This is a genomic window from Streptomyces sp. NPDC050534 (assembly GCF_044457745.1).
Taxonomy (GTDB): domain Bacteria; phylum Actinomycetota; class Actinomycetes; order Streptomycetales; family Streptomycetaceae; genus Streptomyces.
Window position 1 is genome coordinate 97,858 of the sequence record NZ_JBITHF010000015.1, and the last position, 21,970, is coordinate 119,827.

A 21,970-nucleotide genomic window follows, 5' to 3' on the forward strand; every position below is an offset into this window, starting at 1 on the left:
CAGATGACACGGGTACTGGTCACCGGAGGAACCGGATTCATCGGGAGCTGGTGCGTCCTGACCCTCCTCGACGCCGGCCACACCGTCCGCACCACCGTCCGCGACCTGCGGCGCGAGCCGGCACTGCGCTCCTGGCTCCACGCGGCCGCGCCGTTCGACGACGACCGTCTCACGGTCGTGCCCGCAGACCTCGAACACCGCGACGGCTGGGACGACGCCGTAGCCGACTGCGACTTCGTCCTCCGCGTCGCCTCGCCGACCCTGCGCCACACGCCGGCGAACGGCGACGAGTTGGTCGTCCCGGCACGCGAGGGCGTCTTGCGGGTGTTGCGTGCCGCCCGCGACGCCGGCGTGAGCCGGGTCGTCCTGACAAGCGCTTTCGGTGCCATCGGGATCGGGCACCCGCCGCGCTCGACCCCGTTCACCGAGGAGGACTGGACCAACGTCGACAGCGATGTCCCGCCCTACCAGCGCTCCAAGACACTCGCCGAGCGCGCCGCCTGGCAGTTCGTCCAAGACGAAGGCGGTGGACTGGAGCTGGCAGCGGTTCATCCCGTGGGGGTCCTTGGACCACTCCTCGGCCCGGACGACCCACCGTCCCTGCGTCTTGTGCGCAGAATGCTCGAGGGACGGGTTCCTGCGTGCCCTCCCTTCGGGATGGGCTTCGTCGACGTGCGCGACGTCGCGGATCTCCACTTGCGCGCGATGACCGATCCGGCAGCCGCCGGCGAGCGTTTCCTTGCAATCGCCGGACACAGCCTGCGCGTCGTCGACATCGCACGCGTTCTGCATGACCGCCTCGGTGAGCGCGCCGCGAAGGCCCCGACGCGTGAACTGCCCGTGTGGCTCGCCCGCGCACTGGGCGGCGTGAACCCGGAACTGCGACTGCTCAAGCACCAGCTCGGCCGGGATCTCGACGCCACAAGCGCCAAGGCGGAGAAGCTTCTCGGGTGGCGAGCGCGTCCCATCGAGGACACCATCGCGGACACCGCCCAGAGCCTCCTCGCCCACGGCATCGGGACCTGACCGCCTCATAACGAGTGGCCGCAACTGGGAAGAATCTGCCCGGAGTTGGCGCAGCACTTTGTCCAGTCCCGGCGCGAACACGCCCACCAGGGACATGGCGACTCCCGCACCGCCACCGCCCACCGGTAACCCCCTTTTGAGTCTGCGGCCTCCAGTGCCTCACCGTGATGCAGCGGCCGTACGCCCCTCTGACAGGCAGTCGGCCGCCGGATTCCTTACACGGCAACCAAGCTTCTTTGGGGCGTGTTCGTGCCCGGGCCCATGGGCTTCGCGGGGGAGCACATATCCGGACCCCGCGATGCACGGGGGTGTGGTGCGGGAGGGGCGGCGGGCGGCCCGGTGGCGACCCGGGCCTTGCGGGGGAACGGGCGCCCATGGGCGGGGAGTTCACAAGAACGAGGACCCGGAGGCCAGGGCGGGACGCTGGGTGTATTTCGAAGCCCCGTTCGACACCGTCATCGCCGGGGACACCGTCCTCTTCCTGGACACCCCGGCGGCGTGTGGACGGGCAGGAACACGAGAGCCTCCTGCTACTCCTGCGCGGCAGCGCCAGTCACCTGCTGATCAACGCCCCTGCGGCGTCCATCGATCCCCGTGACCTGGGCATGAACAGGAGCGCCCTGAGCATGGTCCTGCGTGATCTTCGGCGGGTCCCGCTTCCCGAGGCAGAGCACCTGGCTGCCGACCCCGTGGCGGCACGACCGCATCCCTACGCAGTCCACATGGTCCTGCGGGCGGGTAACGGGAGCCCCGACAGCGCGGCGTGGATGTGCGGGTTCGCACGCGTCACACGGAGCGTCCCGCCGCGCGATGCCACCCTGGATGAGCCGCGCCCCGCTCTCGTGGCGACCCCGTTGTACGTCGAGTACGCACACGACCTGCCCTACTGATCGCGGGCAATGTCATCCGGGCCCCGCGCTCGGAGAGAGCCTTGAGGCTTGGACCGGTAGCGGCGCCACCGGCGGCCGCAGCCCTGCGCACACGTCCCGCGTGCGAGCCGGCCCCCGGCCGGTCCGGGCGCGGGTGCCGCGGCGTGGCGTACCGGTGCGCTCCGGCCCGGGGGCGCCGGTGGCGGCGGGGGAGGGGGCTAAGCGGTTTGGGTGTGGGGGCCTCCAGAGGGTGTCGGGAAGGCGGGGCGGTCGGGGAGGTGGGGCGGTCATGGAGTGGTCGGGCGTGTGCGGGGCCTGGGCGGCGTGGGGCTGGCCGTGGTGGGGCGGGCTGTGGCGTTTGTGCTTCGTGAGCGCGTCCGGCGTACCACAATGACGGCTGTGCTGCACCGGATGCCGCGCCGCGGCGGCTGCGTCCCGGTCACGGACGCGGACGGGATCACCTGGGCGGTGCGCTCGGGCGGGTGGGAGGGGGACAGGGCGGGGTGAGTGAGGAAGACTTCGACGCGCTCTACCGCTCCCTGTACCGGGCGTTGTTGGCCAAGGCGTATCTGGCCGCGGGCAGCCGTCTGCAGGTGGCGGAGGACGCCGTGCAGGAGGCCTTCATCCAGTGCCGGCGGCGTATGAACGATCCGGTGCGGCCGCGGGTGGAACACTGGGGCGGGTGGCTGTCGGTCACCGTGGTCCGCGAGGCGCTGCGGCGGCGCAGCACGGAGATCCTTTTCGATCTCGGCCGGCACGACAGCGCGCTGGATGTGCCGGATGTGGCCGTGGAGATCCACCTCAAGGAGGCGTACCGCAGAGCCTGCGCCGAGATGGCACGCTTGAACGAACGGCCGCGCCGGGCGATGGTGTTGCGGTTCCTTGCCGGACTGAGTCCCGCCGAGGTCGCCGCGGAGATGGGTATCGCCCAGGCGACGGTGCGGGTACACATCGCCGAGGCTCACCGGGCGCTTCAGCCGCTGCGGGTGGAACTTGTGCAGTTGGGCATCGTGAGCGACGAGTGGAAGGAGGGGGAGGCCGTGGCTGAGACACCTGCCGACCTGACGGCCGCTGGGCAGGCAGCGTCCGGTGATGGACCCCGCCCGCCGCAGCCGCCGAGGCCCACCCCGGCGCAAAGCGAGGACGAGGCAGCGCTGGCCTCCCTCACCCAGGCGTCCGAGACGGCCGTCGCCGAGGCCCTGTCCCCGCTGGTGGATGTCGAGGCCTCGCTGGCCAGGGTCAAGGAGAGCATCGCGGCCCGCGCCGCAGGATCCCCGGCGCCGGCCGCACCGCAGCGCGGGCGGGCACAGCACGAGGACCGGCTGAGGTTCGTGGGCGCCGCCACCCGGCGCATCGCCCGCGGCATGGACCCGGATGAGATCCTGATGGGGCTGTGCCGGGCGAGTGTGCCGACCTTCTGCGACGCGATCGGTGTCTACCTGCGCGAGCCTCTGCCGGTCGGCGAGGAACGGCCCGCCGAGCGGCTGCTGCTGCGCCTGCGGCACACCGACCGGATCTCAGCCGGCCGCGACAGCGCCGGCGCGGCAGACGGCGAGCCCGCCCCGGCACAGCCGGCGGACTGGCCGCAGCCCGACGCGCTCGGCGCCGCGCTGCACGAGGTGGTGCCCGGCAGCGCACTCTACGAGGTGCTGCGCGCGGTGCGCCCGGTCCTCACCGACACCCCCGCGACCCGCGCCGCCGTGGCCGAACTGCTCGGCGACGAAGGGAAGATGCAGGCACTGCTGTCCGGCGGACGGCAGGCGGTTCTGGCCCCGCTGCGGGGACGGCGACGGGTGATCGGCGCCGTGCTGTTTTTGCGCGCAGAACAGAGTGACGCCTTCGCGCACGACGACCTGCTGGTGGCGGCCCAGCTCGCCACGCACAGCGCGCTGGGTATCGACAAGGCGGTCCTGTACGGCCGGGAGGCCTACATCGCCGACCAGTTGCAGCGCACCATGCTGCCCGAGACGCTGCCGCACTCCACCGGTGTGCGCCTGGCCTCCCGCTACCTCCCGGCCGCCGAGACCACCCGGGTGGGCGGCGACTGGTACGACGCGATCCCGTTGCCCGGCGGCCGCGTCGCGCTGGTCGTCGGCGACGTCATGGGCCACTCCATGACCTCCGCCGCGATCATGGGCCAGCTGCGCACGACCGCTCAGACCCTGGCCGGGCTCGACCTGCCGCCGCAGGAGGTGCTCCATCATCTCGACGAGCAGGCCCAACGCCTGGGTACCGAGCGCATGGCGACCTGCCTGTTCGCCGTCTACGACCCGGTTATCCACCGCATCACCGTCGCCAACGCGGGCCATCCACCGCCCCTCTTGCTGCACCCCGGCGGCCAGGCCGAGGTGCTGCAGGTGCCGCCGGGCGCACCGATCGGCGTGGGCGGCGTCGACTTCGAGGCGGTCGAGCTCGCCGCGCCCGCCGGAGCGACCCTTCTCCTCTACACCGACGGCCTGGTCGAATCCCGGATGCGCGACGTGTGGAGCGGCATCGAACTCGTGCGGGACAAGCTCGCCGCGACCGCGCACCTGACCGGCCCGGATGCGCCACCGTCGCTGGAGGTGCTGTGCGACGAGGTGCTCGACCTGCTCGGCCCCGGCGACCGGGACGACGACATCGCCCTGCTGGCGGCCCGCTTCGACGGGATCGCCCCCCACGACATCGCCTCCTTCACCCTTGAGGCCCAGGACACCGCCCCGAGACGCGCCCGCCAGTTCGCCCGGCAGACTCTGACTGAGTGGGGACTTGCCGAACACAGCGAGGTGGTCGAGCTCCTCGTCAGCGAGATCGTCACCAACGCCGTATGCCGCACCTCCAGGCCAGTCGGGCTGCGGTTGCTGCGCACCGACGTGCTGCGGTGTGAAGTCACGGATGATGCAACGCAGTTGCCCCGGCTGCGGCATGCCCGGGCCAGCGACGAGGGCGGCCGGGGGCTGTATTTAGTGAACCGTCTGGCCCGGCGGTGGGGGGCCACGCGTCTGGGCGCGGGCAAGGTCGTCTGGTTCGAACTCGCCATCACCGCCTGACGCGATGCACCCATCCATCTGGTGGGACCGGCCCTCAGGCCGAGCCACAGGACATAGAGCACCGGCACAGGGCGGCGACCGGTCTCATGCCGACCCGGTGGCCCTCTGCGGCCGTGTGCGCCGCACCATGTCACGGGCAGGGTCGCCGGTGCGGCCTGCCGGGGCGAGCATCGTGCCGCCCTGCCTGCCCTGACCTTCCTTGAACTTGATCTCGCCCAGGCCGTGGCGGTGGCGCGCGAGGAGAGCTGGGAGCTGGGCCCGCAGCGCACACGCTGGGTGCGGCTCAGCCCAGCGTGGACCGCCCCGACGGCGCCGTGGTCGCCACCACCGCGGCCGCGCTGTGTCAGTCGCATCCCGTGCGGATGCCGCGGCGCCGGTGCTCGGTGACGGCTGGTCCGGGCGGATCGTCAGCACCCACGACCGGGGCATCATGCGCGACCTCGCCACCGCAGCGGATCACCACGAACTTGCCGGCACCCACGCCGAGTTCACCGAGTTCAAGGAGCGTCGTCGGCTCCTCCCATCCAATCTGGCAGCCGAGGACGACGAGCTCCAGCAGTTCCGCCGCGAGTGGGCTGCGTCAGCTGGCCGCGGTGTTCGAGACCGAGCCGTCGGTCTTCGAACTCGACCAGCCGTTGCCGGAGTTCATCCTGGCGAGAACGAAGCTGGAGGGTTCGCAGAGCCGCTCCGACCTGATCAGCGACCTCTCGGTGCGCGAGCGGCTGACGGTCCGGGAGATCATCTCCCGGCTCGGCGGCGGACGCGGGCGCTTCGAGTTCGTCGGAATGCCCGAGCAGGTCGCGGACACGATCACCGCCTGGTTGGAGGGCGGTGCGGCGTAGGGCTTCAACATCCAGAACGCCGTGAAGAGCCCGCACAAGATCTGGACCTGGAATCCTGGAACGGATCGGGTGGTCGGCGCCCCATGCGCGCGCCGAAGTGAATCAGTGCACATCCAGCACGCTGTGCACCTTGAGCGCAAGGTGGACCTGGAGCGCGTGGTCGCCGTGGCGCCACTGCGGCCCGAGCAGCGCGGTGACCCGGTCCATGCGCTGGTAGAGCGTGTTGACGTGGACGAACAGCCCGGCGGCGGTGCGGGTGAGGCTGGCGTCGCAGGCGAAGTAGGTCAGCAGGGTGCGGACGAGATCACAGCCCCGACGCTCGTCGTAGTCGAGCACGGGGCCGATGATGCGGTGGACGAACTGGTGCAGCTCCTCCCGGCCGGCCTGGCTGAACAGCAGCCCGTAGATGCCGAGTTCGTCGGGCGAGGCGCCCTGGCCGTCCCGGTCGAGAGCGAGCAGAACGTCGAGGCACTGGGCCGCGTCGCGGTGCGCCTCGATGACGGCGTCGACGCCCGGAGCCGCCGACGCGCCGCCGACCGTGACCGCGTCGGACACGTTCCTGGACAGGTGGGCGGCCAGCGAGCGGGCCGTCTCCGCCGGCGTGTGATCGCCGGGTAGCAGGACGACGACGTCGCCACGGTACTCGCCGGCCAGGCCCTTTGCCTGGGCGGCGAAGGCGGCGGCCGCGTCGGCGATGGCCCGGCGATGTCCGCCGCCGCGGCATCGGGCGGCCAGGACGGTGTGCGGCCGGCTCAGGTCGAGGCCCATGAGTGCGGCGCGGCGGCGCAGTCCCTCGAGGTCGCGGTGCGGGGCACCGAGCAGGTCCTCGAGGATCTCGCCCCGCAGGCGGTGCTCGGCCTCGGCGACGCTGCGCTCGCTCAGCAGCATGAGCGCCGTGACCAGGGCCGCGCGCTCCAGGGAGCGCACGTCGCCGGCGTCGAGGCGTTCCCTCACCAGGGCCAGGGAGCCGAGCGCTTCCGTCCCGGCCGTGATCGCCGTGGCGCAGGCTGAAGTACCGGTTCCCGTGCCGGGGATACGGCGGGTTCGACGGGACTCCGAGCTCAGTACGCAGGCTTCGCGGACCGCGCGTGCGGTCGCTGACTCCTGTGGCAGGGAGCCGCCGACACTGGTGTGTTCGACCATCGGATCCCCGCCCACGGCGGCCATGACACGGCCGGCGGGGTCGAGGACGAAGATGCTGCCGCCGAGTACCTCGGCCAGGTTCTGGGCGACGTCGTCCATGCCACCTCCGTGCAGGACGATGCTGGTCAGTCGCTCGTGCAGGGAGGCGGCCTGCTCCACGGACGCGCTGTGGGCCTGGATGACGGCGTTCGCCTCGGTGAGGTCGTCGACGGCGCGTTGGACCTCCTGGAAAAGGGTGGCATTCTCGATGGCGATGGCGGCGTGGTTGGCCAGGGACACGAGCAGGGCCACGTCGTGGTCGGAGAACGGGCGGGCGCTGCGGTTGGCCGCGAACAGTACCCCGATGACCCTTTCGCCGAGTTTGAGTGGCACACCCTGGATGGCGATCAGCCCTTCGTCGCTCACAACGTCGTCGACGGTGTGGTCGAAGCGCGAGTCACGCAGATAGTCGGGGGTGTTGTAGGGGACGGCGGTCTTGGCCACCAGGCCGCCGAGCCCTGCTCCCATGGCCAGCCGGGCGTGTTTGAAGGCGTCGGTGCGGATGCCGTCGGTGACTCGTACGTAGTTGTCGTCATGCTGGGCGTCGTGCAGCATCATGTAGGCGGCGTCCGCGGCCAGCAGGACCCGGCCCCGGCGGACGATCGCCTGGAGCACCGCCTCCAGGTCACGCAGGGAGGAGAGGTCGCCCGCGGTCTCGTACAGCGCGGCGAGTTCGTCCTCGCGACGGCGGCGCTCCTCCAGCTGGTCTCTGACGTGCAGTGCATCGTCCACCAGCGGGCGCAGGTGCGGTAGTTCGCCGGCGGGGCAGCCGTCGAGGAGCGCCTCGTAGGCCTCGGGGGCGGCGCGGTCGCGCAGCAGGCGCAGCAGCCTGCGGGCCGTGTCGATGCCCGGGTTGCTCGCTGACAGGTCGGTGGTCATGGTCCCCCCTCGGGCGGCTCGGGCGGCACCTCGTGAGTCGGTGTTGCACCGCGGACGGTGAGGGCGTGGTGCGCTGCTTACGATGGCACGCGTTCCGGCGTGCCGTCATGATCCTTGCCGGCGTCGGACCCGGGCTCGTGGGCCTCGGGACCAGAGCCCGCGCCTGTCCGGCTCGCATGCGCGATCGTGCCCCACACTCCACGCCGGAAGACCAGCACGGCGACGATGAAGACACCGCCGGTGACCAGCCCGGTCTCCTCGAAGCCGGCGGTGGACAGCCAGTCCTCCAGGCGCACGACGGCTGCGGCGCCGAGCAGGCTGCCCCACAGGGTGCCGATGCCGCCCAGGATCGTCATCACGACCACCTCGCCCGAGGTCGTCCAGTAGACCTCCTGCAGCGAGGCGAAGCCGTGGTTGACGGCGAAGAGGCCGCCCGCCAGGCCGGACAGGAACGCCGAGACGACGAAGACCACGAGCTTGTACCGGTCGACGGGATAGCCGAGCGCCCGCATCCGGTCGGGGTTCTCCCGCACGGCGGCGACGACCCGGCCGAACGGCGAGCGTACGATCCGCCAGGCCGCCGCCAGGCCGAGCAGCACCGCGGGCAGCATGGCGTAGTAGAAGAAGAAGGAGTCAGCCAGGTCGATGCCGGGCAATTTCCGCGGGATGCCCTGCAGACCGTTCTCGCCGCCGGTGACGTCGCCCCACTGGTTGGCGATGAAGTACACCATCTGCGCGAACGCCAGGGTGACCATGGCGAAGTAGATGCCGCTGCGGCGCACGGCCAGCCAGCCGATCGGTGCGGCGAGCAGTGCGGCGGCCGCGGCGCCGCCCAGCACGGCGGCGTAGAACGGCAGTCCGCTGTGGATGGCGATCAGCCCGGTCACGTACGCCGAGGTTCCCCAGAAGGCGGCGTGTCCGAAGGACAGCAGGCCGGCGTGCCCGAGCAACAGGTCGAAGGCGACGGCGAACAGCCCCCAGCACAGGATGTCGGCGGCGACCGGCGGATACAGCAGCCAGGGCAGGGCGAGGGCCGCGAAGAGCCCGGCGGCGAGCAGGCCCCACCGGACGGCGGTGGGATACCGGCGCAGCTTGCCGAGGAGGGCCGGGATCATGCGTGTTCCTCCTTGCCGAACAGCCCGGCGGGCCGGATCAGCAGCACGACTGCCATGAGCAGGAAGACTGAGGTCTGGGACAGGAGGGGGACGTACAGGTTGCCGAGGGCCTGGAGCATGCCGATGACGAAGCCGGCCAGCACCGAGCCGAAGACGGAACCGAGTCCGCCGATCACGACCACGGCGAACACGGTGATGATGAGGTCGCCGCCCATCGAGGAGTCGATCGCCCGCATGGGGGCCGCGAGCACTCCGGCGAGCGCCGCGAGACCGATCCCGAAGCCGAAGACGGGGGTCACCCAGAGCTTGGTGTCGATGCCGAACGCGCGGGTCAGTTCGGGACGTTCGGTGGCCGCCCGCACGATGGTGCCGATGCGGGTGCCGGTCAGCAGCAGCCACACCGCCAGGCAGGTGACGATGGACATGCAGAGGACGAAGACCTGGTAGCGGGGGAAGTCGAACAGACCGAGGTCGACGGAGCCGGTGAATGGCGCGTGCGCGTACGGCTGAGAGTGCGAGCCGAATTTCATGCGCAGCAGGTCCTGGCAGACCAGGGCGATGCCGAAGGTCAGCAGAAAGTTGTAGAGCGGGTCCAGGGCCGCGAGGCGGCGGATGAGCAGCCGCTCCATCAGGGTGCCCGCCACCGCGAGGACCAGGGGTACGAGCAGCAGCGCCCACCAGAAGCCGAGCCCGGCACTGTCGGCGAGGACGACCGCGCCGAACGCGCCGAGCATGTAGACGGCCCCGTGGGCGAAGTTCACCACGCGCAGCATTCCGAAGATGACGGCGAGGCCGAGCGCGAGCAGGGCGTAGAAGCTGCCGCTGACCAGCCCGTTGAAGGTCTGTTGCAGGAACGAGGTCATGGGTGGTCCCGTCGTCGGGCGGCGGCCCGCCGCGCGTCGCGGGCGGGCCGCCTGTCTGGGAGGGTCAGCTCATGTGACAGTCCGGCGAGGGCTTGTCGAACGCCTCGGCGGCGGGGATGGTGCCGACCAGTTCGGTGTAGTCGCCGTCCTCCTTCGCCTTCGCCGGGTCCTTGACCTGGACGAGGTAGGCGTCGTGGACGACGCGGTGGTCCTCGGCGCGCACGGTGGCGTTGCGGGCGAAGAAGTCGTCGACCTTCATCCCGTCCAGCTTCTTGGAGACCTCTTCTGCCTGGTCGGTGCCCGCCTTCTGCACGGCGTCCAGGTAGTTGGTGGCCGCGGAGTAGTCGGCCGCCTGGTCGAACGTCGGCCACTTGCCGGTGCGCTGCTTGAACCGGCCGGCCCACGCACGGGACTTGGCGTCCAGGTTCCAGAACCAGGCGGTGGTGAACATCGTCCCGGTCAGCTTGTCGGCGCCGATCGCCTTGATGTCGCTGTCCGTGAGCAGGCCGACGGCGAGCTTGATGCCCTTGTCCTTGAGTTTGAACTGCTCGTACTGCTTGACCACGTTGGCCAGGTCGCCGCCCGCCTGGAGGGCGCCGAGCACGTCCGGCTTCGGGTGCAGGCCGGGCGCCTTGAGCAGGAACGTGGAGTAGTTGTCGCTGGGGAAGGGGGTGGGATCCTTGGCAACCACCTTGCCTCCCGCCGCTTGGACGGCGGTGGTGAACTTCGCCTGCATGTCCTGCCCGAAGGCGTAGTCCGGGTAGATCATGTACCAGTTCTTGCCGCCCTGCTCGGTCACTTTGGCGCCGGTGCCGTGCGCGAGCATGTAGGCGTCGTACGCCCATTCATAGGTGTAGGGGTTGCAGCTCTTGCCCGCGAGTTCGGTGGTCGCCGCCGCCGTGTTGAAGTACAGCCGCTTGGACTGCTGGGCGACGGTCGCCACCGCCAGGGCGGCCGACGAGGTGGGCACGTCGAAGAGGGCGTCGACCTGCTTGCGCTCGTACATCTCCCGGGCCTGGGTGTTGGCGACCTCCGGCTTGTTCTGGTGGTCCGCCTTGACGACCTCGATGCTCTTGGTGACCGCCTTGTCGCCGTGCTTCTTCTTGAAGTCGTCGACGGCCATCTGCACGGCGTCGACCGAGCCCGGCCCGGCGATGTCGGCGTAGACGCCGGAGAGATCGGTGAGCACACCGAGCACGATCTTGCCGTTGCTGACCTTCCCGCCGCCCGAACTGGGCCCGCCTCCGCCGCAGCCCGCGAGGAGCGCCCCCACCGCAGCCGTGGCCGCGACCGTCGACAATGTGCGCTTCATCTGTGGTGCCTCCTGATCGATACGTCACTCAATGCGGCGCGGTGGTGAAAGGTGATGGTGTGTCACAGTCCGAGGTGCGCCAGCAGTTCGCCCTCGCGCTCCCGCGCGTCGGCGTTGTCCAGCGACTCGACGATGCGGCCCTGCGCGAGGAGGTAGTGGCGGTCGGCGACCGTCGTGGCGAACCGGAGGTTCTGCTCCACGAGGAGCACTGCCACGCCGTGCTCCTTGGCCTCGCGCAGGATCTCGCCTATGCGCTGGACGATGACCGGGGCCAGCCCCTCGGTCGGCTCGTCACACAACAACAGCCGCGCTCCGGCCCGCAGCACCCGGGCCAGCGCGAGCATCTGCTGTTCCCCGCCGGAGAGCTTGGCGCCGGAGAAGCGCCGGCGGGCCGCCAGTGCCGGGAACGTGTCGTAGATCCGTTCCAGTGGCCACGGTGAGAACCCTCTGACCGGCGGCAGGGTGAGGTTCTCCTCCACCGAAAGGCCCGCGTAGATGCCGCGGTCGTCGGGGACGAGGCCCAGGCCGAGACGGGCCCGCCGGTGCGGGGGCGCCGTGGTGACATCCTGGCCCGCGAACCGTACGCGGCCCGACATGGACCGGTGCAGGCCCATCGCGCAGCGCAAGAGCGTGGTCTTGCCGGCGCCGTTGCGCCCCACCAGGGTGACCACCTCGCCCTCGCCGACCCGCAGGGACACGTCGTTCACGACCGTCGCCTCGCCGTGGCGGGCGCTGACCCTCTCGATCTCAAGCAACCTCGGCCCCCAAATACGCCTCGATGACCAGCGGGTCGGCCTTCACCTGGTCGTACGGGCCCTGGGCGAGCACTTCGCCGCGCTGCAGCACGGTCACGGTGTCGGCGAGGGAGCCGACGATGCTCATGTTGTGCTCGACCATCACCACGGTGCGGCCCGCACGGATTCGGGAGATCAACGCCGTGATCCGGCCTACGTCCTCCAGGCCCACGCCGGCCGTCGGCTCGTCCAGCAGAAGCAGCTTCGGGTCGACTGCGAGCGCGATGGCCAGTTCCAGGGCCCGCTTCTGCCCGTACGGCAGGCTTTCGGCGGTCCGTTCGGCCAGCCGTGCCAGGCCGACCTCGTCGAGGAGCTCGACGGCCCGAGCGGCAAAGCGGCGCATCAGCTTGTCGCTGCGCCAGAAGCGGCGGCCCAGACCGGTGCCCGACTGCAGCGCCAGCTCCACGTGCTCGCGGGCCGTCATCTGCGGGAACAGGCTGGTGACTTGGAAGGAGCGGGCCACACCGAGGCGCGCGATGCGCTCGGGCGGCTGCCCGGTGACATCGTGCCCGGCGAACGTGATGCGCCCGCCCGACGGTTTCAGGAACCCGGTGAGCAGGTTGAACAGCGTGGTCTTGCCGGCCCCGTTGGGGCCGACCAGGGCGTGAACGGTGCCTTCAACGATGCTCAGGTCCACCTCGTTCACGGCGCGGAAGCCCTGGAACTCCTTGGACAGTTGGTGCGTGGCCAGAATGGCGCGCGGTTGTCTCATGACCGCCTCGGCTGCACGGGGGATACGCCGGCGGATGCCGATGTGACGCAGACGTTAAATTCGGACACCCCCGGCGGCTACGGAGACAACCTCCACACCGTGCCCTCAGCGGATGTGGGTTCCTCCCGGTCACCAGTCGCCGCGCGCAGTGGCGGGGTGGGGATCCACTCCACACCGGATGCTCATGGACCGTGGGAATCCGCCGTGGCCGAGCCGTCGCCCGGCGCCCACGATGTGCCCCATGGCGATGATGGACACCCCGTTGACCACGTGGCTGCTCTTCGGGCACGCCCCGCGTTACTTCCCCGACACCGAGGTCGTCACCCGGTTCCCGGACGGCCACGTGCACCGGTACACCTACGCCGCCTTCGCGCGCCGCGCCCAGCAGCTGATGCACGCCCTCGACGCCCTCGGCCTGGAGCCCGGCGACCGCGTGGCGACCCTGGCCTGGAACAGCTACCGGCACCTGGAGGCGTACTGGGCCATCCCCTGTACCGGACGCGTGCTGCACACTCTCAACCTGCGGTTGTCCCTCGAGGACCTGGCGTACGTCATCGATCACGCCGACGACCGGGCAGTCCTCGTCGACCCCGACCTGCTGCCCCTTCTGGAGAAGGTGCACGCGCGTGGCGGCCTCAGCGGCGTTCGCCACCTGGTGGTCCTCTCCGACACCGTGCCCCCCACCACGCTGCCGGGAGTCGTGGCCTACGAGGAGCTCATCGCAGACCACCCCGGCAGGTACGAGCCCCAGGACATCGACGAACGAGCGCCGCTGGGCCTGTGCTACACCTCAGGCACCACCGGCCGCCCCAAGGGCGTGGTCTACACGCACCGCTCCACCGTGCTGCACGCCATCGCCGCCTCCTCCCAGGCCGCGATGGCGATCGGCCCCGCAGACTGCGTGCTGCCGGTCGTGCCGATGTTCCACGCCAACGCCTGGGGCATCCCGTACACGGCCACTCCGTACGGCGCGAAACAGGTCTTCTCCAGCGGCTCGCTGTACCCCGCCGCCCTGGTCGAGCTGATGGCGGCCGAGCGGGTCACGGTCGCCGCCGGGGTGCCCACCATCTGGATGTCGGTAGCCAACGAGATCGCTTCGCGCGGCGGCCTGCCGGAGCTGCGTCACCTGCTGTGTGGTGGATCCCGCCCGCCCCGCTCACTGATCGAACGCTACCGGCGCGACCTCGGCATCCCGCTGGTCCAGGTGTGGGGCATGACGGAGACCTCCCCGCTGGCCTCGCTGGCCTGGCCCAAGGAGCGGATGCGGGACTGGGACGAGGAACGGATCACCGACGTCGTCCGCACCCAGGCCGGACTGCCGCTGCCCGGCGTCCAGATGGAGATCCGCGACGAGGACGGCCGCCCGCTTCCGTGGGACGGCGCCTCGATGGGGGACCTGCTGGTACGCGGCCCCTGGATCGCCGACTCCTACCTCGGAGGGGACGGCGCCAACGCGTTCACCGAGGACGGCTGGTTCCGTACGGGCGACATCGCCATCGGCTCACCGCACGGCTACATGGTCGTCGCCGACCGCGCCAAGGACCTGATCAAGTCGGGCGGCGAGTGGATCTCGTCGGTGGACATGGAATCGGCCGTCATGGCTTTGCCCGAGGTCGCCGAGGCCGCGGTCATCGCAGTCCCCGACGACAAGTGGCAGGAACGCCCCCTGATCTGCGTCGCCACGCGCCTGGGCAGCACCATCACCCTCGACCGCGTCCGCGACCACCTCGAACGCAGCGGCTTCTCACGCTGGCAGCTGCCCGGCCGGATCGAGGTCATGGAGGCCATCCCTCGCACCGGCGTCGGAAAGGTGGACAAGAAGACGCTGCGCAGGCGATTCGAGACCTGATCGCGGCCAACGGTCCGGCGCCATCAGCAGGTTGTGCACCATCCACCGCGTCCTCGTTCCCCCAGCATCCGGAGCCGCATCATGCATCCCAGCCGACGAACCACCATCCTGTCCGCGGCCCTGCTGGCGACCGCAGCGATGACCCCCAGAACTGAGGCCCGAGCCGCCGACGGCCCCGTCGGCCCGTGCGGCCACAGGCGCCCGGTCAACGTCCCCGGCGCCGAATTCCAGCGGGTCTCCTGCCACAACGACCTGACGACCAGCGCACTCGCCGGCACCCCCTACACCGACACTGCCGACTGGGCCGGTCTCACCGCCCAGGGCACCCGCAACCCCTCCGGCGTGCCCGGCCTGCAGATCGACGGCTACTTCCCCGACTCCTCCCACCTCAACACCGACCACGGCTGGAACCACGACGCCCAGTTCGTCATCCGCCTGCCCGATTACTGGAACGGCAAGCTGGTGGTCACCGGAGCCCCCGGTGTACGTAAGCAGTACTCCCTGGACACCCTCATCTCCGACTGGGTGCTGGCGCAGGGGTACGCCTTCGCCTCCACCGACAAGGGCAACAGCAGCCCGGACTTCTACACCGACGGTCAGCATCCGGGCGACGCGGTCGCCGAGTGGAATCGGCGCACCACTCAACTGACTCTCGCCGCCAAGGCCGTGGTCGCCCAGCACTACGGACACACCGCGCGCCGCACCTACATGACCGGTATCTCCAACGGCGGCTACCTCACCCGCTGGCAGTTGGAGAACTGCCCCGAGCTCTACGACGGCGGCGTCGACTGGGAAGGCGCCCTGTGGCGGCCCGACGGCCCAAACCTCTTCACCTTCCTGCCCACCGCGGTCGCCCGCCAACTCGGCCAGGCCACCGACGAGGACATGTACGCAGTCGGATTCGCGCGCGGTTCTGAGTTCCTGTGGCCGTACCACGAGAAGGTGTACTGGGGCCTGACGCAGAAGATCTACCGCGCCGAGTTCGACCCCGGCTATGACTCCAACTGCCCTGGAGCGTCGGCCGGTTCGACAGCCGAGGAGATCCTCGCGCCCTGCCCCTCCGACGCCGCCTACGACTACACCGCACGTCCCGGTGCCGTCCACGATGCAGTGGCCCGGGTGTCCCTGACCGGCCGCATAGGCAAACCCATGATCACCCTGCACGGCACCCTGGACGCACTGCTCCCCATCGGCGCGCAGTCCGACGTCTACGCGCGGATGGTCGCCGACCAGGGCCGGTCCGCACTGCACCGGTACTACCGGATCGAGGGCGGCACCCACGTCGACAGCCTCTACGACACCCACCCGGACAAGCTGCGGCCGATCCTTCCCTGCTACCGCGCCGCCTTCACCGCCATGACGTCCTGGGTGGAGCGCCATGAGGAACCGCCGGCGAGCCGGACGGTCACCCGACCTGCCTCCTCCGGCGACCTCGTCAACACCTGCTCCCTGGACTGATCCTCCGTCCGGCCCAGGCCCAGGCCCAGGCCCCGGCAGCGGGACCCGGTGCACTATGAACCCCGCTTCAGCTCCTCCAAACCACGCCGCTCGTGGCGACTCACGTGGTCGCGTCCCGAGCCCGCCGTGGTACTGGCCCTGTCCCTGAACACCGTCGTCCTCGCACTCTCCCCGGTCCCGGCGCAAGCCGCCGGGCTGCAGGAGGTGACGGGCTTCGGCTCCAATCCGGGCAATCTGCAGATGCTCCACTACGTTTCCGACGACCTGTCGACGGGCGCCGCTCGTCGCCGTGATCCGGCCCGACGCCGGTCCAGGCGCCGGGCACCAGCTCGCGACCGTGGACCGAGCAGGCGGAGAGGTGCCGCCGAGCGGGCACGAGAGTATCCGAGGCTGTTCCGTGCCACGCAGACCATGCAACGGCCGAACCGACGAACCTGAAACCCCGTCAACCCGCCCTGCCCAACTGATCAGCGCCTCCCCCTCCACACCGGGAGAGGTGGTTCTCCTCGAACTCGACCGGGCTGAGGTGGCGAGCCGTCTCTGGATGCGACGGGAGTCATAGAAGCCGTGCAGAGGCCGGGCATTGATCCGCTCGTGTTCCCAAGGGGATTCGGGGAGGAAGAGCTGCAGCCACTGCACTGTGGGATGCTGGGCTCCCGTCACCAACTCGGCCCCAGCCAGACATGTCAGCGTCTTGTTGCGCTCCCTCGGCTCCAGCAACCCGGTCAGGTTCTGACGACCACTGACCCATGTCAACAAACGGCCGCTGGGGTTCGCAGGCCCACGGAACGGCACCCGCCTCGAAGGGACGGGTGCCGTTGGGCTTGCCGCGACTGTCCGGGCTTCGCCCGCCGATGCGTGTCCGAGGGCCATCGCGCTCGCGGCGTCACGGTCGGTCTGGCCACCGGATGGGATCTGCCACCGGCCTCATGACGCTCGGGCTGGGCCTGGACTTCACCGCCTCAGCGTCCACGGATTGCCAACCGGAGTGCTGCTACTGGACTCGTGGTCGGAGTGCAGGAGGTGAGCACTGACCGTCGGCAATGACGTAGCTGCCGGAACCGGTCTCCTCCAGGGTGTGCCTGAATCGGTGTGGCTGGTGCCAGTGACGCGGAGGTGTTGACCTTGCTGCCGCTGCGGCAGAGGTTGTAGGAGGCCGCGCCCGAGATGCCGTTCCAGCTCAGCGAGCGCTGCGGTTGGTGGTGCCAGCAACCGTGCGGCCGGTGGGGGTGGCGGGACCTGCCTGGTCGAGGCCGAAGAACTTGGCGGTGTAGTAGCTGGAGCAGATGTAGTTCAGGTAGTAGGTGCCGGTGGTGCCGCACTGATCGGCGCCTGACCCGGGGTTGACGGCCAGGCCGTGCTGCATGCCGGAGACCATGAATGTCACCACCGCGGGGTCGCCGTGCGCGTCGTTGTAGAGGTTCTCGGTCGTGCCGCCGGGCAGCGACCGGGTGCTGGACGGGGTCTGGCCGATGCCCCAGACGTTGGTCCACCCGTCCCTGCTGTACGTCAGCTCGGCCGGGTTGACCTTGGTGTCGGCGCCGCCCTGCCAGACCGCCACGCGCGGGTACGGCCCGGTGTAGCCGGTGTGGGCGCCGCGGATGAGGTCGCCCCACTGCTGCGGGGTGTGACTGGTGGTTCCAGTTGTGCAGTTGGTGTTGAAGATGCCGGTGGTGGAGCACTGGGCGGCCGGGCCGGAGTCGATCGAGCCCGCGGCGAAGACGTCGGGGTAGGCCGCGAGCATGTCGGCGGTCATCCCGCCGCCCGCCGACAGCCCGGTGATGTAGATCCGGTGCGGGTCTACATGGTAGTTGGTCTCCGCATACTGGATCATGTTGTAGATCGACAGAGCCTCGCCCTGGCCGCGGCTGTCGTTGGACGGGGTGCCCCAGTCGAAGCAATTGACGATCGGGTTCGTGTACGAGGGCTGCTCGGGGAAGACCAGCGCGAACTTGTACATGTCCGCGTACTTCGGCCAGCCGGAGTTGCTGTAGTAGTCGCTCGCGCTCTGGGTGCAGCCGTGCAGGGCGACCACGAGCGGCGCATTGGGCGGCAGGTTGTCGGGGACGTAGCTGTACATGTTGAGGCTGCCCGGGTTGGAGCCGAAGCCGCTGATCCTCGTCAGCCCGGAGGCGATGGCCGGGCTGGCCGTGGCCACCCCTGCGACCAGCAGGAGTGCCAATGCGGCCAGCGCGCCCAGGCTACGGGCGAGACGGCTTCCGACCTTGTGTTTTCGTGCTAAACGCACCATGACTTCCTTCTGGTTGGGGATCGTTGGACACGGGTTGTTCGCACCGTCGACGCCCAGGGAGTGACGGCATCACCACAACCGCTGGCCGTAGTGTGCGACCCGCTCCCAGCGGGATGACATGTATGCGTAACCCACTCTTCATAGGGGCGTGATGGGGGGCTTTTCCATGGACGGGTGGTGGCGACCCCGTGAGACTCGCGGACGCCCCGGCGGCGGCCGGCGCCACACCGATCGGCAGGCCGGTCCGTACGGGACACGGAGCGTCTACGGGACACCACGTGCGGGACACGGCACCTGGACGCGCAGCCGGATGACCACGCAACGGGGCCGGCGGGGAGGCATCTTGCGTGGCTGCGCGGCTGGTTGCGCCCCGGCGCCGTGCGCTGCGGATGCACGGCAGGGCAGGCAACGCCCACGACGTCGATCGCTTCCTGACCGGTCCGGGAGCGAGCCCTTCGGTAACCGGGGAGCTTCACCGTCGCGTGTACCACCCGACGCACAACCGACCCGCCAGGGGCACCATCACTCTCCGCGCCGATCGCGTTGCAGTACCGGGACCGGCCCGCTGACAGCCGACGTGTCATCTTCAGGCGCAGCACCACGGTGCACGAGATCGTCACCACCGGCACCGCAAGTTCCGAACGATCTTTGCCACCGTCTGCACAGTGGGCGCCTTGCCGGCGGTGAGTCCTGTGATGGCCGCCGCGAAGCGGTGGCTGCTCTCCGAGGTCTGAAGGTGTTCTTAAGGTGCGGTGAGAGTTGCGTTATGGCTGCCGGTCGAGGGTTGTTCCCGCAGCGCCGGCGCACTGGCCCGGCGCGCGCACGACAGAGGAGAAGCAGACATGCGTCGCAGGACGAAGACAGTGGCGGCCCTGAGCGTGGCGCTCACCATCGGGGCCGGAGCGACTTGGGGCAACGCAATGGCCTCGACCGGCAACTCCGCCCGGCAGCCCGAGCCGTCAGCGACGGCGCAGCAGGTCAAGAAGGGCGGCACGGACGCCGCGCCCTGCGTGCAGTTGAAGCCTGGCGGCCAACCGGGCAGCTACCTCGTCGCGTCGGGTGGGACGAAGGCCAAGGCCGTGTCGCTGGACCCGACGCTGCTCGCCAAGCTGCGCGCGGCGGTCGCCAAGGCCCCGCATGGGGGCAAGGTCTGCTTCGCCGAGCCGGCCGGCGACGACCGGCTGGCGGTGCTTGCAAAGAAGCTCGGCGTGAGCGACGACCAGATCCTCGCAGCCCTCGCCGACGTCAAGGCCAAGGTGCTGGCCAAGGGTGGCACCCTGGACAGCGAGGCGGCCGTCCAGATCTTCGCTCATGACCTGGGAATCAGTGAGGCCAAGGCCAGGGCCCTGCTGGCCGCGTTCACCGACCAGTCGGCCCAGTCTCCGAAGTTCACCAAGCCGGGCGTCGGTGAACTGCGGTACTCCAACGACTTCGTCAGACTGCTGGCCGTGAAGCTGGGGCTGTCCCAGGCCAAGGTCGAGGGCGCACTGAAGCAGACGTCACCCAAGGACGAGGCCGGCCTTGCGAAGGTGCTGGGGGTGGGCGAGAACAAGCTCAAGCTTGCCCTGCAGGGAGACGGCCAATTGCCGGCCGGGCTGACGAAGAAGTAGGGACACTGTGACAGGCGGGCTGGGCGAGCGATGGGACGTTCGCTCGCCCAGCCCGGCAGACCCGCGGGGGAGTGCCTGGTCCGGTTCCACGGCCCGAGAGGAATGCCGAGCGCAATGCGTGTGCTGGTGGTAGACGACGACGCAGCGGTCCGCCGCTCATTGGCGCATGCCCTGGGACGGGACGGCTACGAGGTCTCCCAGGCTGCAGACGGCGTTGAGGCCCTGGAGGCGTTGACGCGTGACAGCTTGGATGTCGTGGTTCTGGACGTCCTCATGCCCGCGCCCAACGGCCTGGACGTGTGCCGTCGCCTGCGTTCTCGGGGAGACCGTACACCGATCCTCATGCTGACGGCCCGTGATCTGGTGGAGGACCGGGTCGCGGGGCTGAACGCGGGTGCTGACGATTACCTCGCCAAACCCTTCGCCCTGGAGGAACTGCGGGCCCGGGTCCGCGCTCTGCTGCGGCGAAGCGGTGCAGACCAGGAACTGCTGTGCTACGCGGACGTTGAGTTGGACACCGCGGCCTGCGCCGCCCATCGCGATGGACGCAAGCTGGAGCTGACCCGGACAGAGTTCACATTGCTGGAGCTCTTCCTGCGCAACCCGCTCCGGGTCCTCAGCCGGGGCGTGATCTTCGAGGCCATCTGGGGGTACGACTTCGGACCGAGCTCGAACACCCTGTGGGTACACATCAGTTACCTGCGCACAAAGCTGGAGGCCGGCGGGGGACCGCGGCTGATCCAGACCGTGCGAGGCATGGGTTATGTGCTTCGGGAGAAGCCGTGAGCCTGCGCAACCGGGTAGCGCTGGCTGGATCGACTGTCGTGCTGCTCGCCCTGGCTGCCGCCTCCGCGGTCCTCTACCCCCTGATCAGTGCCCGGCTGAGTACCCATGCCAACCAGACCCTGGTTGCCGCTACCCGGCAGGCACCGGAGCTGCTGAGCGCCTTCAAGCTCAAGGAGGCGACGGCAGCCGAGGCCTCGGGGCGGATCCCGGACACCCCGCTGCAGATCGGCGGCACCACTGTGCAGTTCGCGCTCCTGCCTGCGGGCATCGGCAGTGACGGAAAGGAGTTCGTCGCCCTGACCCGCAGGGACTTTGACGTCGCCGCGGGGCGCAGCCCTGCCTACTTCCACGACGCGGCGTGGAACGGCTCGCCGATGCGGGTGTACTCCGCCGCGCTCGCAGACGCCCCCGGCATTCTGGTCCGCGCGGCGGTGCCGGCTGCGGAAGTCGATGCTCCCCTCTCCCAGTTGCGCGAAGTCCTCGCCGTGATCGTTTTCGGCGGCACACTGCTGGCCGCAGTCGGAGCCCGCCTGGCTGCCAACCGGGTACTGGGCCCGGTGCGTCGGCTGACCGAGGCCATCGAGCACGCCGGCCGGACCCAGGACCTCTCGGCAGAGGTCGAGGCCGGTGGACGTGACGAGATCGGGCGGCTGTCCCGCGCCTTCGCCGCGATGATCACGGCCCTGGACCGTTCGGTGCGCAGCCAGCGCCGGTTGGTCGCCGACACCTCGCATGAACTGCGCACCCCGCTGACCAGCCTCACCACCAACCTCGAACTGCTCGGTGAAGACCAGGGACTCGACGATCCCCAGGCCCCGCAACTCCTGCGCGATGCACTGTGCCAGGCGCACGAACTGGCCGGCCTGGTCAATGATTTGGTGGATCTGTCCCGTTACGGTCAACAGTCCGTATGTCATACCGAGGACACCCGCCTCGACGAACTGGCCCTGCGCGTTGTGGAACGGGCACGTGCCCGCGGTACTCGGGTGAGGCTGGAACTCGTGGCCGAGCCCTGCATGGTGCACGGGGACCCGGAAGCTCTGGAACGGGCCATCGGCAACCTCGTGGACAACGCGCTCAAGTTCAGCCCGCCGGGGGAAGCGGTACGTGTACAGGTCACCCGCGGTGGACTGGTCGGCGTCACCGACGTCGGCCCCGGCATCCCCGAAACGGACCTGCCCTATGTCTTCGACCGCTTCTACCGCTCGCCTGCCGCGCGCTCCCTGCCCGGCTCGGGCCTCGGCCTGGCCATTGTCCGCCAGATCGCCGAGAACCACGGCGGCATGGTCTCGGCACTGCCCCAGGCGCGCGGCGTCCGGCTGGAGCTGTTGCTGCCCACACTCTGCGGAGACCGTACGCGGATGACAGAGCCCGTCGCGAAATCCAGCTGACC

General features: G+C 70.0%; 16 protein-coding genes. 9 read left to right on the forward strand and 7 right to left on the reverse strand.

Annotation, left to right across the window (positions count from 1 at the left end; translation table 11 throughout):
• Positions 1-3 precede the first annotated feature (3 nt).
• The 4 genes from ACIBN2_RS38290 to ACIBN2_RS38305 all read left to right on the forward strand — a co-directional run bounded on the left by ACIBN2_RS38290 (position 4) and on the right by ACIBN2_RS38305 (position 5,766).
• Positions 4-1,026 carry an SDR family oxidoreductase gene (locus ACIBN2_RS38290; RefSeq protein WP_399141610.1) on the forward strand — a complete coding sequence of 341 codons (1,023 nt, stop codon included), beginning with the start codon at positions 4-6 and terminating at the stop codon, positions 1,024-1,026.
• A gap of 500 nt (positions 1,027-1,526) precedes the next feature.
• The gene (locus tag ACIBN2_RS38295) at positions 1,527-1,916 is read left to right on the forward strand and encodes an SAVMC3_10250 family protein (RefSeq protein WP_399141612.1); all 390 of its coding nucleotides are present in this window, start codon (positions 1,527-1,529) and stop codon (positions 1,914-1,916) included.
• Positions 1,917-2,398: 482 nt separating this feature from the next.
• Positions 2,399-4,924 (forward strand): sigma-70 family RNA polymerase sigma factor, encoded by a 2,526-nt coding sequence (locus tag ACIBN2_RS38300; RefSeq protein WP_399141613.1) that lies wholly within the window; start codon positions 2,399-2,401, stop codon positions 4,922-4,924.
• Positions 4,925-5,517: 593 nt separating this feature from the next.
• Positions 5,518-5,766: a hypothetical protein gene (locus ACIBN2_RS38305; protein ID WP_399141615.1), complete on the forward strand. Its 249-nt coding sequence runs from the start codon at positions 5,518-5,520 to the stop codon at positions 5,764-5,766.
• 102 nt (positions 5,767-5,868) lie between these two features.
• Here ACIBN2_RS38305 and ACIBN2_RS38310 read toward each other — a convergent pair whose 3' ends face one another.
• The 6 genes from ACIBN2_RS38310 to ACIBN2_RS38335 form a co-directional block, all read right to left on the reverse strand.
• Positions 5,869-7,827: a helix-turn-helix domain-containing protein gene (locus ACIBN2_RS38310; RefSeq protein ID WP_399141616.1), complete on the reverse strand. Its 1,959-nt coding sequence runs from the start codon at positions 7,825-7,827 to the stop codon at positions 5,869-5,871.
• Positions 7,828-7,904: 77 nt separating this feature from the next.
• Complete coding sequence (locus tag ACIBN2_RS38315; protein ID WP_399141618.1) at positions 7,905-8,942, reverse strand: branched-chain amino acid ABC transporter permease; 1,038 nt, start codon at positions 8,940-8,942, stop codon at positions 7,905-7,907.
• Positions 8,939-9,805 (reverse strand): branched-chain amino acid ABC transporter permease, encoded by an 867-nt coding sequence (locus ACIBN2_RS38320; protein WP_399141620.1) that lies wholly within the window; start codon positions 9,803-9,805, stop codon positions 8,939-8,941. The genes ACIBN2_RS38315 and ACIBN2_RS38320 overlap by 4 nt, the downstream gene beginning before the upstream one ends.
• 64 nt (positions 9,806-9,869) lie before the next feature.
• On the reverse strand, positions 9,870-11,117 hold the full coding sequence (locus ACIBN2_RS38325) for an ABC transporter substrate-binding protein (RefSeq protein ID WP_399141622.1): 1,248 nt from the start codon (positions 11,115-11,117) through the stop codon (positions 9,870-9,872).
• Positions 11,118-11,179: 62 nt separating this feature from the next.
• The gene (locus ACIBN2_RS38330; RefSeq protein ID WP_399141623.1) at positions 11,180-11,872 is read right to left on the reverse strand and encodes an ABC transporter ATP-binding protein; all 693 of its coding nucleotides are present in this window, start codon (positions 11,870-11,872) and stop codon (positions 11,180-11,182) included.
• Complete coding sequence (locus tag ACIBN2_RS38335) at positions 11,865-12,623, reverse strand: ABC transporter ATP-binding protein (RefSeq protein WP_399141624.1); 759 nt, start codon at positions 12,621-12,623, stop codon at positions 11,865-11,867. The genes ACIBN2_RS38330 and ACIBN2_RS38335 overlap by 8 nt, the downstream gene beginning before the upstream one ends.
• 241 nt (positions 12,624-12,864) lie before the next feature.
• Between ACIBN2_RS38335 and ACIBN2_RS38340 the strand changes: the two genes are divergently transcribed.
• Both ACIBN2_RS38340 and ACIBN2_RS38345 read left to right on the forward strand, forming a co-directional pair.
• On the forward strand, positions 12,865-14,472 hold the full coding sequence (locus ACIBN2_RS38340; RefSeq protein WP_399141625.1) for a long-chain fatty acid--CoA ligase: 1,608 nt from the start codon (positions 12,865-12,867) through the stop codon (positions 14,470-14,472).
• Positions 14,473-14,553: 81 nt separating this feature from the next.
• Entirely contained in the window at positions 14,554-15,930 is a 1,377-nt protein-coding gene (locus ACIBN2_RS38345; protein ID WP_399141627.1) for a tannase/feruloyl esterase family alpha/beta hydrolase, read from the forward strand.
• A 1,180-nt stretch (positions 15,931-17,110) separates the two neighbouring features.
• Here the strand turns inward: ACIBN2_RS38345 and ACIBN2_RS38350 are convergent.
• Positions 17,111-18,181 (reverse strand): PHB depolymerase family esterase, encoded by a 1,071-nt coding sequence (locus ACIBN2_RS38350; RefSeq protein ID WP_399141628.1) that lies wholly within the window; start codon positions 18,179-18,181, stop codon positions 17,111-17,113.
• Between the two features lie 842 nt (positions 18,182-19,023).
• Between ACIBN2_RS38350 and ACIBN2_RS38355 the strand changes: the two genes are divergently transcribed.
• The 3 genes from ACIBN2_RS38355 to ACIBN2_RS38365 all read left to right on the forward strand — a co-directional run bounded on the left by ACIBN2_RS38355 (position 19,024) and on the right by ACIBN2_RS38365 (position 21,968).
• Positions 19,024-19,791 (forward strand): hypothetical protein, encoded by a 768-nt coding sequence (locus ACIBN2_RS38355; RefSeq protein WP_399141630.1) that lies wholly within the window; start codon positions 19,024-19,026, stop codon positions 19,789-19,791.
• Positions 19,792-19,905: 114 nt separating this feature from the next.
• Positions 19,906-20,577: a response regulator transcription factor gene (locus ACIBN2_RS38360; protein ID WP_399141632.1), complete on the forward strand. Its 672-nt coding sequence runs from the start codon at positions 19,906-19,908 to the stop codon at positions 20,575-20,577.
• Positions 20,574-21,968, forward strand: a complete 1,395-nt coding sequence (locus ACIBN2_RS38365) for a sensor histidine kinase (RefSeq protein ID WP_399141634.1) — start codon at positions 20,574-20,576, stop codon at positions 21,966-21,968. Before ACIBN2_RS38360 ends, ACIBN2_RS38365 begins: the two co-directional genes overlap by 4 nt.
• The last annotated feature ends 2 nt before the right edge of the window (positions 21,969-21,970 follow it).

Coding starts and splice junctions, on each gene's coding strand:
- ACIBN2_RS38290 (WP_399141610.1), top strand. CDS start 4: ATGACACGGGTACTGGTCACCGGAGGAACCGGATTCATCGGGAGCTGG.
- ACIBN2_RS38310 (WP_399141616.1), bottom strand. CDS start 7,827: ATGACCACCGACCTGTCAGCGAGCAACCCGGGCATCGACACGGCCCGC.
- ACIBN2_RS38315 (WP_399141618.1), bottom strand. CDS start 8,942: ATGATCCCGGCCCTCCTCGGCAAGCTGCGCCGGTATCCCACCGCCGTC.
- ACIBN2_RS38320 (WP_399141620.1), bottom strand. CDS start 9,805: ATGACCTCGTTCCTGCAACAGACCTTCAACGGGCTGGTCAGCGGCAGC.
- ACIBN2_RS38325 (WP_399141622.1), bottom strand. CDS start 11,117: ATGAAGCGCACATTGTCGACGGTCGCGGCCACGGCTGCGGTGGGGGCG.
- ACIBN2_RS38335 (WP_399141624.1), bottom strand. CDS start 12,623: ATGAGACAACCGCGCGCCATTCTGGCCACGCACCAACTGTCCAAGGAG.
- ACIBN2_RS38340 (WP_399141625.1), top strand. CDS start 12,865: ATGGCGATGATGGACACCCCGTTGACCACGTGGCTGCTCTTCGGGCAC.
- ACIBN2_RS38345 (WP_399141627.1), top strand. CDS start 14,554: ATGCATCCCAGCCGACGAACCACCATCCTGTCCGCGGCCCTGCTGGCG.
- ACIBN2_RS38350 (WP_399141628.1), bottom strand. CDS start 18,181: ATGGTGCGTTTAGCACGAAAACACAAGGTCGGAAGCCGTCTCGCCCGT.
- ACIBN2_RS38355 (WP_399141630.1), top strand. CDS start 19,024: ATGCGTCGCAGGACGAAGACAGTGGCGGCCCTGAGCGTGGCGCTCACC.
- ACIBN2_RS38360 (WP_399141632.1), top strand. CDS start 19,906: ATGCGTGTGCTGGTGGTAGACGACGACGCAGCGGTCCGCCGCTCATTG.